General features: G+C 57.5%; 14 protein-coding genes and 1 pseudogene. 11 read left to right on the top strand and 4 right to left on the bottom strand.

The window, feature by feature from the left end:
* Positions 1-739: 739 nt before the first annotated feature.
* Together MUK72_RS17725 and MUK72_RS17720 are read left to right on the top strand one after the other, a co-directional pair.
* Positions 740-1,123: an ArsR/SmtB family transcription factor gene (locus MUK72_RS17725; RefSeq protein WP_244706663.1), complete on the top strand. Its 384-nt coding sequence runs from the start codon at positions 740-742 to the stop codon at positions 1,121-1,123.
* A 1-nt stretch (position 1,124) separates the two neighbouring features.
* Positions 1,125-2,084 (top strand): permease, encoded by a 960-nt coding sequence (locus MUK72_RS17720; RefSeq protein WP_244706661.1) that lies wholly within the window; start codon positions 1,125-1,127, stop codon positions 2,082-2,084.
* A gap of 127 nt (positions 2,085-2,211) precedes the next feature.
* On the opposite strand, the gene MUK72_RS17715 is transcribed toward MUK72_RS17720, so the two are convergent.
* Complete coding sequence (locus tag MUK72_RS17715; protein WP_244706659.1) at positions 2,212-2,631, bottom strand: RidA family protein; 420 nt, start codon at positions 2,629-2,631, stop codon at positions 2,212-2,214.
* Positions 2,632-2,770: 139 nt separating this feature from the next.
* Between MUK72_RS17715 and MUK72_RS17710 the strand changes: the two genes are divergently transcribed.
* From MUK72_RS17710 to hcsS, 7 genes are all read left to right on the top strand, one after another.
* Positions 2,771-3,169 (top strand): ArsR/SmtB family transcription factor, encoded by a 399-nt coding sequence (locus tag MUK72_RS17710; RefSeq protein ID WP_244706657.1) that lies wholly within the window; start codon positions 2,771-2,773, stop codon positions 3,167-3,169.
* Positions 3,162-4,322 carry an ACR3 family arsenite efflux transporter gene (gene arsB, locus MUK72_RS17705; protein ID WP_244706655.1) on the top strand — a complete coding sequence of 387 codons (1,161 nt, stop codon included), beginning with the start codon at positions 3,162-3,164 and terminating at the stop codon, positions 4,320-4,322. The genes MUK72_RS17710 and arsB overlap by 8 nt, the downstream gene beginning before the upstream one ends.
* 21 nt (positions 4,323-4,343) lie before the next feature.
* A complete protein-coding gene (locus MUK72_RS17700; RefSeq protein WP_244706652.1) occupies positions 4,344-4,811 on the top strand; it encodes a low molecular weight phosphatase family protein in 468 nt (155 codons plus the stop codon).
* 964 nt (positions 4,812-5,775) lie between these two features.
* Positions 5,776-6,108, top strand: coding sequence for an arsenite efflux transporter metallochaperone ArsD (gene arsD, locus MUK72_RS17695; RefSeq protein WP_244706649.1), 333 nt, complete (start codon positions 5,776-5,778; stop codon positions 6,106-6,108).
* On the top strand, positions 6,108-8,033 hold the full coding sequence (gene arsA, locus MUK72_RS17690; RefSeq protein WP_244706646.1) for an arsenical pump-driving ATPase: 1,926 nt from the start codon (positions 6,108-6,110) through the stop codon (positions 8,031-8,033). Before arsD ends, arsA begins: the two co-directional genes overlap by 1 nt.
* Positions 8,030-8,398 carry a halo-CC-star protein HcsL gene (gene hcsL, locus MUK72_RS17685; RefSeq protein ID WP_244706644.1) on the top strand — a complete coding sequence of 123 codons (369 nt, stop codon included), beginning with the start codon at positions 8,030-8,032 and terminating at the stop codon, positions 8,396-8,398. Before arsA ends, hcsL begins: the two co-directional genes overlap by 4 nt.
* Positions 8,395-8,580 carry a halo-CC-star protein HcsS gene (hcsS, locus tag MUK72_RS17680; RefSeq protein ID WP_425311112.1) on the top strand — a complete coding sequence of 62 codons (186 nt, stop codon included), beginning with the start codon at positions 8,395-8,397 and terminating at the stop codon, positions 8,578-8,580. The genes hcsL and hcsS overlap by 4 nt, the downstream gene beginning before the upstream one ends.
* A 111-nt stretch (positions 8,581-8,691) precedes the next feature.
* Here the strand turns inward: hcsS and MUK72_RS17675 are convergent.
* A pseudogene (locus MUK72_RS17675) lies at positions 8,692-8,834 on the bottom strand (recombinase family protein); the annotation flags it as partial.
* A 242-nt stretch (positions 8,835-9,076) separates the two neighbouring features.
* Between MUK72_RS17675 and MUK72_RS17670 the strand changes: the two are divergent.
* Positions 9,077-9,283 (top strand): heavy-metal-associated domain-containing protein, encoded by a 207-nt coding sequence (locus MUK72_RS17670; RefSeq protein ID WP_244706641.1) that lies wholly within the window; start codon positions 9,077-9,079, stop codon positions 9,281-9,283.
* 107 nt (positions 9,284-9,390) lie between these two features.
* Here MUK72_RS17670 and MUK72_RS17665 read toward each other — a convergent pair whose 3' ends face one another.
* Positions 9,391-11,790 (bottom strand): heavy metal translocating P-type ATPase, encoded by a 2,400-nt coding sequence (locus MUK72_RS17665; RefSeq protein WP_244706639.1) that lies wholly within the window; start codon positions 11,788-11,790, stop codon positions 9,391-9,393.
* 127 nt (positions 11,791-11,917) lie between these two features.
* On the opposite strand from MUK72_RS17665, the gene MUK72_RS17660 reads away from it, so the two are divergent.
* Entirely contained in the window at positions 11,918-12,472 is a 555-nt protein-coding gene (locus tag MUK72_RS17660) for a winged helix-turn-helix domain-containing protein (RefSeq protein WP_244706638.1), read from the top strand.
* 248 nt (positions 12,473-12,720) lie between these two features.
* Here the strand turns inward: MUK72_RS17660 and MUK72_RS17655 are convergent, their stop codons facing one another.
* Entirely contained in the window at positions 12,721-12,927 is a 207-nt protein-coding gene (locus MUK72_RS17655; RefSeq protein ID WP_244706637.1) for a hypothetical protein, read from the bottom strand.
* Positions 12,928-13,111 lie beyond the last annotated feature (184 nt).

The raw sequence follows: 13,111 nt of genomic DNA, 5'->3' as shown, positions 1-13,111 counted from the left end.
GCGAAAGTGCAGGCAGTCGCCGTCGGTGAATCAGAAGGCACGCCGCGCTCGGGCGAGTTCGCACTGAAAGCGAACGGACGGACGTTCTCGCAAGAAGATGGAATGACGAATCCATTAACTTCGCCTGTCGAAGGAACCCCATACGGCGGCGTGTACGACCCGAAACCAGGAGAATCGTACTCGTGGTATGTCGTGTGGACCGCCCCACAGCAGATTTCTACTGACGCCATGACCGTGCAGTGGACAAGTCGAGAGGAATCATCGGGCGTCCAGGGCGAGAGCGCACGCTGGACGAAAGGTGGATCTAGCTCTCGCTGACGCTTTGGGGAGGATTCCGTCATCATTCAGTCACTGACTGGGGCAACGTATTGTCTCAAAATTGGCCGGGCAGGGGTCGCGATACTCAGCGAGCCAGCCATCGTGAGTGGGTTCGTTTCAGTCATTGGGTGTGTCCTCGTGCTGCGCGATGGGAGCGACATCGATGAATCCACCGAGATTGTCGTTTGTCAAAGCTCAACGATTATATCGCCCATCGTAATCTTCATATGTATTGTGGAAATGCGATTTGATGCGATGTCACAGAGCACACTCGGTCGCATCTGGGACCGTCTCACAGCACGCTATGAACAGGATAAAGGATCCGACTGTTGCGGAGCTACTGTTGAGGAAGTCTCACAGAATCCGCCCGAAACCGAGTCGGAGAGCTGCTGCGAGTAGAAACAAAACGCAAAGTTACAATATGTCCCAGACAGACTCACCACCCGACGAAGCCTACAGCGCACTTGACCGACTGTACGACGACCCGGAAGCACGGATCGCTGACTTACGGGACACTCGCTCATCCGTCCAAGATGTTGTCGATCAAGAAACCGTTTTCAAGGCACTCGCCAACGAAGATCGCCTCCGAGTTCTCGAAACGCTCCGTGAATCCGAGTGCTGCGGGTGTGAACTGCAGGTTGTGCTCGATGCACCACAGTCGACGGTCGCTACGCACCTCCGGAAGCTGAAGAAAGCAGGATTGGTCAAATCACGGAAGAAGGGCAAGTGGAGCTACTACCGCATCGCCGATACCGCGGTTTTCGAACTGCTTGACCTCGCCCGCGCTGTTCAGGGGGACGCCTGAGATGCTTCCGGCGGGACTCGAAAGCGGCTTCATCGATTCGTGGAACTACTTCATTCATCTCGTAGTTCTCCTCGTCCCGCTGTTCATCGGGGCGTCGTTCCTCGTGGGACTTGCACAGGAGTATCTCCCACCGGAGAAGGTAGAGCGAAAGCTCCGCGGACACGACGAGGGTGTGGGAAACGTCGCTGCCGCCGGATTGGGAGCGGTGACGCCGTTCTGCTCGTGCTCAACGGTGCCTGTACTGGCCGGATTGTTGCAGGCAGGTGCGCCGCTCGGACTCGCGTTTTCGTTTCTGCTGGCCTCGCCACTGGTCAACGAGATTGCCGTGTTGTTGCTTGTCGGCCTGTTCGGTATCGAGGTGACGGTCTGGTACATCGTCATGACGTTTGTTGCGGCGGTCGTCGGTGGACTCGTGATCGGGCGGCTGGGATTGGCCGAACAGGTCAAAGAAGTCCGCATTACTGACGAGACCGATCAAGCCGTCGCAACGGACGGCGGGACGGTCGATTGCTGTGCAGGAGGGACAACGCGGACAGAACAGACCCACAGACAGCACATTGAGAGCGCCGCGCGTGATGCATGGTCGTTCTTCGTCGATACCCTTCCATATCTGATCCTGGGAATGGTGATTGGGGCACTGATTCATGGCGTCGTTCCAGTTGACGTGCTCCAGACCGTTCTCGGGCCTGAGAACCCGCTCGCCGTGCCGCTGGCTGCGCTCGCTGGTGCGCCAGTCTACGTCAGCCTCAGTGGAATGTTGCCCATCGCCGCTTCCCTCAGCGAACAGGGAATCGCTATCGGAACCGTTCTCGCGTTCGTCGTTGGCGGAGCTGGTGTCAGCATCCCCAATGTGATTCTCCTGAGCAAACTGTTCAAGCGCCGGCTGTTGATCGTTTACGCTACCACTGTCGTCGCAATCGGTGTCGTCGTTGGTGTCGTGTTCAATATCTTTATCGTCTGAGCTATCTTGCTGGCCAGTCATCCATCTTCACTTCCAATAATCCCGTGACAACACCGATTTCGCCGTCCTGATGGTCCCGATTCGAGCGCCCGGAACCGGCTTTGTATCCGTAGCAGTCTGTTCGGTGCTATTCGAGAGCGGCGACTGCGTCAACGGTGACTGCGGCACCACCGAGTAGTTCGCAGGCTCCGACGGTCGTGCGCGCTGGATATGTGTCCTCGAAGTATCTCTCGTAGGTCTCGTTGACCGATTCGTAGGCATCCATGTCGGTGAGATACAGCGTTAGCTGAAACACGTCATCCATCCCCTGCCCGCGCTGATTCAACTTGGCTTCGAGATTCTGTAAGGCAAGTTCGAGCTGCTGGGCCGGCGATCCGTCGCTTTCGACCCGGCCATCTTGCTCGGGAAGTTGCCCTTCGATGAAACGGAGGTCCGAGTCACCGGTTTTCTTTCCGTAGCCGCCAATGAACTCCGTCCCAGCGCGCTGCCTTCGGCTGGCTTCGCTCGCTCGACCAGGAACCGATTTGTTGACTTGCTCTGATTGCACGATCTGGTTTAGTGTTCGTTCAAGCAAAAAGTCTTTGCTCCATACCCGAACGCATGATGTGAGGTACAAGATGTTCAAAATGGGACAATCCGCATTAGCACCGAAACGGTTAATTGAGACAGTAGTCAATTAACGTTCCATGGCAGAAGCGACCGAACGACTCCAGCGATATCTCGAAGACGAACTCGGAGAATGTCGAGATGAGGATGTCGAACGGCGGCTCGACGAACTCAGCACGCTTGAAAGAGCGCTTGGACCGGCACAGGTCGACGCCGAACTCGACGTGCTTGCCGCGCTCGCCAATGAGACGCGCTACACGCTCGCTCGTGTACTCGTGGCCGCTGGGGAGGAACTCTGTGTCTGTGAACTCCAAGCCGTCGTCGACGTGAGCGAGAGCGGGCTGAGTCACGCGCTCTCGGCGCTCGTCGACGCGGGACTCGTGACCGGGCGTAAGGACGGACGGTGGAAGAAATACCAAGCTACCAACCGTGCCATCACCCTCGTGACGGTCCTCGACGGGAGCGTGGGCGATGAGTAGCGTCGACCACGAACACGGCCCGGACTGCGAGTGCGAGAGCTGCGGCGATCCGCGCTCGATGGATTTCCTCGATAAGTATCTCACCGTCTGGATCTTCGGCGCGATGGCCATTGGCGTCGGGCTCGGCTATCTCGCACCCTCGGTAACCGAACCGATCCAGGACCTCCACCTCGTGGAGATCGGCCTCATATTGATGATGTACCCGCCGCTGGCGAAGGCGGACTACTCACAGCTCCGGACGGTGTTCAGCAATTGGCGTGTGCTCGGGCTGAGCCTTATCCAGAACTGGCTCATCGGGCCGACGCTGATGTTCGGGCTCGCGGTCGTCTTCTTCAGCGGGCTCGTCCCTGGTCTGCCGGCCCGTCCCGAGTTCTTCCTCGGGCTCGTCTTCATCGGGATGGCGCGCTGTATCGCGATGGTGCTCGTCTGGAACGAACTCGCCGAAGGCTCGCCCGAATACGTCACCGGGCTGGTGGCGTTCAACAGCCTCTTCCAGATCGTCACCTACGGCGTGTATGTCTGGTTCTTCGGGTTGTTCCTGCCCCCGCTTTTGGGCATGGACTCGCTCGTCGCCGGCATCACGACCTTCGACATCACCCCGATGCAGGTGTTCCAGGCGATCGTGGTCTTCCTCGGCATCCCCTTCGTCGGCGGCTTTCTGACTCGCTACGTCGGTACGCGCGTCAAGAGCGAGGAGTGGTACGACGATGAGTTCGTCCCGAAGATCGACCCTCTGACGCTGGTCGCGCTGCTGTTCACCGTGGTCGTGATGTTCGCCACGCAGGGCGAGAACATTGTGGCTGCACCCGCTGATGTCCTGCTAATTGCGGTGCCGCTGACGATCTACTTCGTGGTGATGTTCTTCGTGAGCTTCGGCATGGGGAAGGGCATCGGCGCGGATTACTCGACGACGACCGCGATCGGCTTCACCGCGGCCTCGAACAATTTCGAACTGGCCATCGCGGTCGCGGTCGCCGTGTTCGGCGTCGGCTCCGGCGTCGCCTTCACGACCGTCGTCGGCCCACTCATCGAAGTCCCCGTGCTCCTCGCGCTGGTCAACGTTGCACTCTATTTCCAGCGCAAACTCGACTGGAGTGGGACTGGGACTGGTAGCCTCGACACATCCGCTTCAGAGCCGACAACTGACGACTAATTCCCGCACGAACCAAAACCAATGTCCACCACTACTGATACAGCTGACCCGATTCGACTCGCGTTCATATGCGTCCAGAACGCTGGCCGCTCGCAGATGGCGACCGCATTCGCCGAGTACGAACGTGAACGCCGAGGCCTCGACGACACCGTCGAGATCCTTACTGGCGGGACCCACCCGGCGGACCACGTTCACGAGGAAGTCATCGAGATCATGCGCGAGGAGGGGTTCGATCTCTCGGAGCGGACGCCCAGCGAAATCACAAACGAGGAACTCCGCTCGTGTGAGTACGTGGCGACGATGGGCTGTTCAACGCTTGATGTCGACGAGGAGGATGCAACGGTTGATATCCGCGATTGGAATCTTCCCGATCCTCATGGAGAGGATATCGACACGGTACGTTCGATTCGAGACGACATTCACCAGCGTGTGGTGGATCTGTTCGATGAACTCAGCGACGACTCACAACTGAGTGCCACCGCGAACTGAGATGGCTGACGACTTCTCGTGAGAGCGCTTTCACACTCCCGGCTTGGACCCTGCTGCTGTCCGCTGGATAGTTGCTTTCATCGTCGGCTAGTTCGTGGCGTAGATCGGGCTCGGCCTCTACAGCGGGAACGAACTCATTCCAACGCTCATGCAAGAAGCAGCTTTTGCGGTCGGTCTCGGGATTCTTTCCTATCTCATGAAAGCCCGCTCTCCCGTCTGAAATCTAAGAGATGAACTATCATCTGTGAAGAATGTGCTTGCTCCCACCAACTTGGATTTTTATGATGTCTACACATCACAAATCGAGCTAACCGGTCTCAGAGCGACGTGAAGTATACGAACGATCTCATACCCCGTTTCGTTGGCATATTATAGCAATTTCCTGATGTCTTCATCGAGAACAAGCCCGCCCGCGGCCGCATCCAAATCCTCGAATTCGGCCAGCCGTTTGGTTACCCCGTATCATCACACCTCCGCGTTCGTCGGAGTGGTATCGTTGTAACCACCCAGCTGATAACATCGATGATGTTTGAGCACTTGGTGAATTGAGCGTTGCGTAGCTGTCCGCGGGACATCCCTTCCGTGATACACCAACGATTCGGGAATCTCTCATATGAACTTGGTTCATGAACTCTAGTACGACCATTCGACGGTGCCGCTCGATCTAACGAATCCGTTCGGTCACAGTTACTTCTCCCGGACTCGTTCGCCGAATCTGAAGCGACGAGATGAGAGATTGCTTGTTTTCGCCAGCGCTGGCCTGCTGTTATCGAACAATCACGTTCGCCGACGGCGAGTCGTCAACGACTGATGCATTCGTTTTTCGACTCCTGCGACTCCCGGCCAAAGGATTCATGTACACATGAGAGCTTGTTCAACTGAAGCCAACGATGGAAATCGAGATAGCCACAAAACGCACCCGACGTACCGCCTATTCGATTGAACGGAGATTACTAATCCACGAATGACTGAACTCACACTGTATGAAGAAGCGATGTGTTGTTCCACTGGCGTCTGTGGACCGGACCCGGACGACGAACTTGTCGAGGTCAGCGCTGCCCTCGATCAACTCGAAGACGAGTTCGACGTCGACGTAACACGCGCGAACATGCAACACAATATCGACCAGTTCCTCGAGACCCAGCGTATCTACGACTTGGTTCAGGAGAATGGGCCTTCGATTCTGCCGATCGTCGTCGTTGACGGCGACATCGTCACCAAGTCGGAGTATCCTTCCTACGACGAACTCGCAGCCGAACTGGGTACTGCACAGAACGCCGCCTCGGGGCTTAAGTAATGAGCACAACGACTACAGCCAGAGAAATCGTCGAACCAAACAGTGAGGACACCGAGTTCGTTTTCTTCAGCGGCAAAGGTGGTGTCGGCAAGAGTACCGTCAGCTGTGCCACGGCGACGTGGCTTGCCGACAACGACTACAATACGCTGCTGGTGACGACGGACCCGGCACCGAACCTCTCGGATATCTTTGAGCAAGAGATCGGCCACAGCGTGACCGGCATCGATGGCATCGAGAACCTTTCCGCCATCGAGATCGACCCCGACACGGCGGCCGAGCAGTACCGCCAAGAGACAATCGAACCGATGCGCGAACTACTCGACGACGAGCAACTGGAGACCGTCGAGGAGCAACTCAACAGTCCGTGTGTCGAGGAGATCGCTGCCTTCGACAACTTCGTTGATTTCATGGACAGCCCGGAGTATGATGTTGTCGTCTTCGACACTGCCCCGACCGGCCACACCATCCGGCTGATGGAACTCCCCTCGGACTGGAACGCCGAACTCGAAAAGGGTGGCTCAACCTGTATCGGCCCTGCCGCCTCGATGGAGGACAAAAAGGCCCAGTACGAGCGCGCCATCGACACGCTCCAAGACGACGAGCGGACCTCCTTTACCTTCGTTGGTGAACCCGAGGACTCCTCGCTCAACGAAATCGAGCGTAGCGCCGCCGATCTAGGCGAACTCGGTATCGAGTCACAGCTGTTGATAATCAACGGCTACCTCCCCGAATCAGTCTGTGAGGACCCCTTCTTCGAGGGGAAACGCGAGGACGAACAAGCAGTCATCGAGCGAGCTCGAACCGAGTTTGACACCGACGCGATAGCAACGTATCCGCTCCAGCCCGGCGAGATCGCCGGTCCCGATCTCCTCTCGGATGTCAGCGGCGTTATCTACGACGGTGACGAGGCGACCATCGATGTCGGCACGGCGACCAACGTCGACCCCGATCAGTCGGTCGATATCGATGCGCTGGCGGACCCCGAATCGGTCGCCGAACAACTCCAGCCCGACGAGGGCACCCGATATCTGTTTTTCACGGGAAAGGGCGGCGTCGGCAAAAGCACCGTCGCCGCGACGTCGGCAACGAAACTCGCGGAAGCCGGCTACGAGACGCTCGTCGTCACGACCGATCCGGCTGCACATCTCGAAGACATCTTCGGTGAGCCAGTCGGTCACGATCCCACATCGGTGAATCGGGAAAACCTCGATGCGGCCCGTATCGACCAGGAGAAAGCCCTCGAAGAGTACCGCACGCAGGTACTCGATCACGTCCATGAGATGTACGAGAACAAGGAGGACACCCAGTTGGACGTCGAGGCCGCTATCTCCAACGTTGAGGAAGAACTAGAATCTCCGTGTGCCGAGGAGATGGCGGCCCTTGAAAAGTTCGTGAGCTACTTCCAGGAAGACGGCTACGACATCGTCGTCTTTGACACTGCCCCGACTGGTCATACGCTCCGCTTGCTGGAACTGCCCTCGGACTGGAAGGGCTTCATGGATTTGGGATCGCTGACGAAGGGAGCCGCTCCTTCGAAAGGAGATCAGTACGACGAAGTCATCGAGACGATGCAAGACCCGACGAAGAGTTCCTTTGCCTTCGTCATGTCCCCTGAATTCACCCCGATGATGGAGGCCTATCGCGCTGCTGAGGACCTCAAAGAGCAGGTCGGTATCGAGACGGCCTTCGTCGTTGCGAACTACCTGCTTCCCGAGGAGTACGGCGACAACGCCTTCTTCGCGAATCGACGGGCCCAACAGGAGAAATACCTCGGCGAAATCAAGGAACGCTTCGAAACGCCGATGATGCTTGCGCCGTTGCGTCGGGACGAGCCAGTCGGATCGGGTGAACTGAGCGCGTTCGGTGAGGAGCTTACTGGACTCTCAGAACTCCCGAAGAAACACGAGGAGGTGATAATCTCATGAGCGAAGTCCAATCAGACGGGGCAGCTGTCGAAGCCGAACTCCGGACGTTCATCGAGACGCTCACCGACACCGAGACCTATCAACAGTTCAGTGAGGCCAGCGAGGCACTCAAAAACGATCCGGAGGCGTCGGCGTTGCTTCAGGAGTTCGAGCAAAAACAGCAACGGATGCAAGATGGAGAGTTCGACCAGTCGGTGATGAGCGAACTCAAAGAGCTTCAGACCGAGATAGCCGACAACGAGACCATCCAACGGCAGCAAGCTGCCCAGGAGGAGCTCACCGAACTGTTACAGGAGACCAACGATATAATCAGCGATCGGATCGGGCAGGAATTCGCTCAGTCTACCGGAGGTGGCTGCTGTTGAGCACCACCGAGAGCGACGTTTTGGCTGCCGCCGAAAGCCTCGGTGAGGCACTTGCCGACACGCAAGCCGAATCGACGGAATCCGAATTCGAACCGCTACTGGAACAGTGCAATGAAGAGATCAGTAACACGACTGGTGTCGAGTACGGCGAGGTCTGCGAGACCAGCAGCGATTGTTGCTGATCTCTGAATCCGGATAGATAGGGTTCGTCACCTTTTGAAAATGAAACTTATATCGACAGCCTATTTTTCGCCGGGAGCTATGCATGATAAATTGGCCTAGCCGAGTTCAGGTGAGGCAGAGGCTCCGCTCTCGCCGAGATCGCAGAACCACTCGATTTGGTTGTCCTCCTCGCTGTAGTCTGGCGGATCGCACGCATCTGGCGATTCTCGTTCTGATCGTCAGTCGAGACGCGGACGTAGGCGGCGATATTCATAGGTACATTCGGACACCCTAACGACATCGCCGAACAGTATATAATGAATGGGGGTTTTCTGGTCGCCCTCGAAAACTTCTGTTTTCCGAACTACCCGCGGCGTCGTCATTGGTCAATGAAGAAGACAGCATCATGAGTTCCGCACTCACGACAGAGAGTGAATGTAGATAGACTAAATTTATGACATCGCTATGAATTTCGTCGTAAGGATTATACTGCGATCGACCCTATCTGGGTTCACCATGGAACGCCAAACGATCACCGTTGAGGACATGAATTGTACTGGCTGTGAGCAAACTGTGACGAAGGCCTTGACGAACATTGAGGGTGTCCGTCGCGCTGATGCCGATCACGAAACCGATGAAGTTGAAGTCGTCGTTAGCGACGACACCGATGAAGAAACACTCGCCACCGCGATTTACGACGCTGGGTTCGATCTTCCTGCATAAGGAGCCAGTGACTGATCATCGGTGCCGAATCGCCGGTCGTCGATCTAAGCGTATCTCTCTTCATGAGCTTACTACCCATCCAGCTGGTCTAGTAGCAGATGGATGGGTTAGACGCTGGTGTCGGACGTCTCGGTGCCACGACCGGGCGGTTCCTCACCGTCGTGGCCCGCAGAACCCTTGCCCGGTTGCTGCCTCTCGATACTGAAATCAGTCTTGATGCTCTCGCCCGAGAGGAGTTGGCCGGCGAAGCTGTTGGCCAGCACTGCCGATACTGATAGTACCATCGCGATCATCGCAAACACCGGGTGGACGAGTCCGGTCGTTGCAGCCGTCACCCCGATGCCGTTGAATGAGAAGGCGGCGATCAGGTTCTGCTTGGTCTTCGTGTAGCTCGTCTCGCCGATCTCGTAGGCATCCATCACGCCACCGAGGCGATCGCCCATCAACACGATATCGGCGCTCTCGATGGCGATATCCGTCCCTGCACCGATGGCGATCCCGATATCTGCTTGCGTCAGCGCGGGCGCGTCGTTGATGCCGTCACCCACCATCGCCACGCGGTGGCCCTGATCCTGGATCGTCTCGACCTCCTCGCGCTTGTCGTTCGGGAGGACTCCAGCCATCACGCGCTCGATCCCTACCTCGTCGGCAACTGCGTGGGCGGTCTGCTCGTTGTCGCCCGTGATCAGTATCGGCGTCACGCCCTTCTCCTTCATGCGGCCGACTGTCTCGGTTGCGTCGGTCTTGGTTTCGTCACCGATCCCGACAAGCCCGAGGAGATCGTTCTCAACGATGACACCGATTGTGGTCAGTCCCTTTCTCTGGAGACGGTCGATCGCTTCGTCGGCCACGGAGAGATCGATGCCCTCGGTTTCGAGCCAGCCAGGCTTGCCCACGAGGACATTCTCGCCGTCTATGGTCGCCGTCACCCCCTTGCCCGTCACCGAATCAAATTCCTCCGGGTCTGAGAAGTCGACGTCGTGGGCGTCGGCGTAGTCGAGAATGGCCTCCGCGAGCGGGTGTTCCGAGAATGCCTCTGCGCTTGCGGCCGTCCGGAGGACATCGATTTCTGCGTGATCACCGTCGGACGATCCGTCAGATGAGGAGCGACTTGCGTCGATCGCCTCACAGTCGATGCCGACAACTGTATCGACAGTCGGTTCGCCCTCAGTGATGGTGCCGGTCTTATCGAGCACTATGTGATCGACATCCTGGAAAACTTGGAAGGCGTCGCCGCTACGCATCAGGATGCCGCGTTTGGCGGCCTCGCCTCCACCCCGAATGAGTGCCAACGGCGTCGCCATTCCGAGTGCACAGGGGTAGCCCAAGACGAGCACCGCCAGCGCAGCGAACGCGGCGGTCTCGAACTGCGGCCCCGTCCCGAGGACCGTCCCGGGGAGGACGGTCGGAGCAACCGTCCAAAAGAGAAACGACGCGATCGAGATGGTGAGCACACCAGGGACGAAGTATTTCAGGATTCGGTCGGCAAGCTGGACGATCCCCGGTTTCATCGCGCGGGCCTCCTCGATCTGGCGGGCCACCTGATTGAGGAACGCGTCGTCACCGGTCGCGGTCACTTCGACGAGCAGAGTGCCAGTCTCGTTGACGCTGCCGCCGATGACCTCGTCGCCGGGCTGTTTGTCGACCGGTGCGGACTCGCCGGTCGCTACCGACTCATCGACGACACTCTCGCCATCGACAACTTCGCCGTCGATGGGGACGCTCTCGCCGGGCTTCACTCTGACGCGATCACCAACCGCGAGCTCGCCGACTTCGACCTCCTCGATGTCGCCGTTCTCGTCGACTCGGCGTGCGGTGTCGGGTTGGAGGTCCATGAGGTCGTTGACCGCCCGCGAGGCGCGCGTCCGGACGATGAGACTGGTGTACTCCGAGAGGATGTGATAGGTGGTGATGAACGTCGCCACCACGAAGAAATGCACCACTGGGAAGCCCGAGCCGGTGAAGACGAAAATGCCGAGGAACCCGCCGAATAGACCAGCGAACGCACCCGCCTCCAAGAGGACGTGCTGGTTGAAGATTCCTCTCTTGAGGCTATTGTACGCCTTGGACTGGATGTAGCGGCCCGGCCCGAACATCGTCACGAGTGCGAGGCCGAGTTGGATCGTCCACTGGATCGGGGACTCGGTCTCAGCGAAGAGATTCCAGCCGTTCGTTGCGACCATGACACCCATCAGTGCGAGCGCGATCAGCGATGCGACACCGCTGATCAGGAGGTTACGTTTGCCTGCTTCGAGTTCCGCCTGCTGTTGTTCGAAGCGTTTCTGCTTGTCCGAGTCCCGGATGGTGTATCCCAGATCACGAACCACGTCTTTCACCGTGGCTTCCGAGAGTACCGTGTCGTCGTACTGGACGAGAAGCTCCTCGTGAGCGAGGCTCACATCGACATCCCCGACGCCCTCGGTTCGCCCGTAGGCCTTGTTGATCGTCTCGGCGCAGAACGAACAGCTCATGCCACCGATGTTGTACTGCACCTGTTTCGTGGCCATCTCACGAGGGATTGGGTGGGAAGCCATTTAGCCATTATGACTATAGTAATAACGGTATAGGGTATATCGCAGCAGTACAAATTTTCCACCGCCAGTCTTAATTCGGCTGCGGGCGTAGCGACGCATAATGAGTCTTCTCGAAGCCGAGGTGCCGATTACGGACGTCATCACGACCGATCCGGCGAAAGCAAAGGCGCTCGAAAACGATGTCCGCGCGAAGATTCTTGACATGCTCGCCGACGAGGAGATGACCATCGAAGCGATCAACACAGAACTCGAACGACGTGGCGAGGAGAAGGCAGAAACGACCGTCCGTCACCACGTGAACGTGCTCAAAGAGGCCGGGATGGTCGAGCTGTCGCGGCTCGAAGAGGCTGGCGGGGGAACACAGAAATTCTACAAATCGAACACCCGAGTGTTCTCTTACGAACTCTCCGAAAGCGCCGAAACGACCCTCGACGACGCCGGGGGAACGGCCCGGGAAGGGATGGCCGAGCTGATCGAACAACTGTACGCTGCCCACGGCGAGGAGATCGAAGCCGCCGCGAGCGAGATGAAGCCCTGTGAGTACTGCGAAACCCAGCACTACGAAGAATTCATCGTACGGGAACTGGTGAACCGTGCATTGACTGAATTGAGTGAAGACGGCGATCTTGATACGCTGCTAAGTTCGTCGGTTTAAGGAAGTATACGACCGAGAACGAAGAAATCAGGAAGGCTCGATGATCCATGTCGACCCACCAAATATCCAAGAAGAATAGCTACATACAATAAGCGAGCTCCAATAAGGAGCCAGACGACGAAGGAGAAACAGACCGAAGGTGTCATCGAACAATTCTCACGAAATCGATTTCAGAGCAAGATATAGCGAATCGGCCAGGAGATCGTTCTGCGGATTTCTCAACGGAGGAGACCTAGAGGAAACGAGTGCTACTCGGGCGACCACTCGCAGGCGTCGCCGTAGGTCAGCTCGTTCTCGGTGATATACGCCGATAGGCACGCGTAGTTACAGAAGTAGAGAGGTGAGCCACAATCGGCGGTGCAGTCGCGTACACAGATGGGGTCGTGGTCGAAGATACGCGAACCACAGTATGCACACGTCTCGTCTGTTTCCGGAGTCTCAACGGTTGTCGCCATATTTCTGGTTGTTGACGAATCACCGAAAGCATTCCGACCGTCTGCCGCTACGCTGCCAGTGATACGTTCAACCTCTGTACGCACCGTTTGTCGAATGATCGTGGATGGCAAAATATCTATTATAACACGATCTGCGAAGTTGTCTCCGGGCCTCGATCTTCGGAATAGTCGCCGACAGGAAACA

Origin of the sequence: Halococcus dombrowskii, assembly GCF_022870485.1 — an archaeon.
Taxonomy (GTDB): Archaea; Halobacteriota; Halobacteria; order Halobacteriales; family Halococcaceae; genus Halococcus; species Halococcus morrhuae.
Note: the sequence above shows the minus strand (reverse complement) of the source record. Positions and strands in the feature narration are given on the sequence as shown.

Excerpts from the sequence above, each read along its gene's own strand:
- arsD (WP_244706649.1), top strand. The coding sequence starts at position 5,776 with ATGACTGAACTCACACTGTATGAAGAAGCGATGTGTTGTTCCACTGGC.
- MUK72_RS17700 (WP_244706652.1), top strand. The coding sequence starts at position 4,344 with ATGTCCACCACTACTGATACAGCTGACCCGATTCGACTCGCGTTCATA.
- MUK72_RS17725 (WP_244706663.1), top strand. The coding sequence starts at position 740 with ATGTCCCAGACAGACTCACCACCCGACGAAGCCTACAGCGCACTTGAC.
- hcsL (WP_244706644.1), top strand. The coding sequence starts at position 8,030 with ATGAGCGAAGTCCAATCAGACGGGGCAGCTGTCGAAGCCGAACTCCGG.
- MUK72_RS17665 (WP_244706639.1), bottom strand. The coding sequence starts at position 11,790 with ATGGCCACGAAACAGGTGCAGTACAACATCGGTGGCATGAGCTGTTCG.
- MUK72_RS17720 (WP_244706661.1), top strand. The coding sequence starts at position 1,125 with ATGCTTCCGGCGGGACTCGAAAGCGGCTTCATCGATTCGTGGAACTAC.
- MUK72_RS17710 (WP_244706657.1), top strand. The coding sequence starts at position 2,771 with ATGGCAGAAGCGACCGAACGACTCCAGCGATATCTCGAAGACGAACTC.
- arsA (WP_244706646.1), top strand. The coding sequence starts at position 6,108 with ATGAGCACAACGACTACAGCCAGAGAAATCGTCGAACCAAACAGTGAG.
- arsB (WP_244706655.1), top strand. The coding sequence starts at position 3,162 with ATGAGTAGCGTCGACCACGAACACGGCCCGGACTGCGAGTGCGAGAGC.
- MUK72_RS17670 (WP_244706641.1), top strand. The coding sequence starts at position 9,077 with ATGGAACGCCAAACGATCACCGTTGAGGACATGAATTGTACTGGCTGT.
- MUK72_RS17655 (WP_244706637.1), bottom strand. The coding sequence starts at position 12,927 with ATGGCGACAACCGTTGAGACTCCGGAAACAGACGAGACGTGTGCATAC.
- MUK72_RS17660 (WP_244706638.1), top strand. The coding sequence starts at position 11,918 with ATGAGTCTTCTCGAAGCCGAGGTGCCGATTACGGACGTCATCACGACC.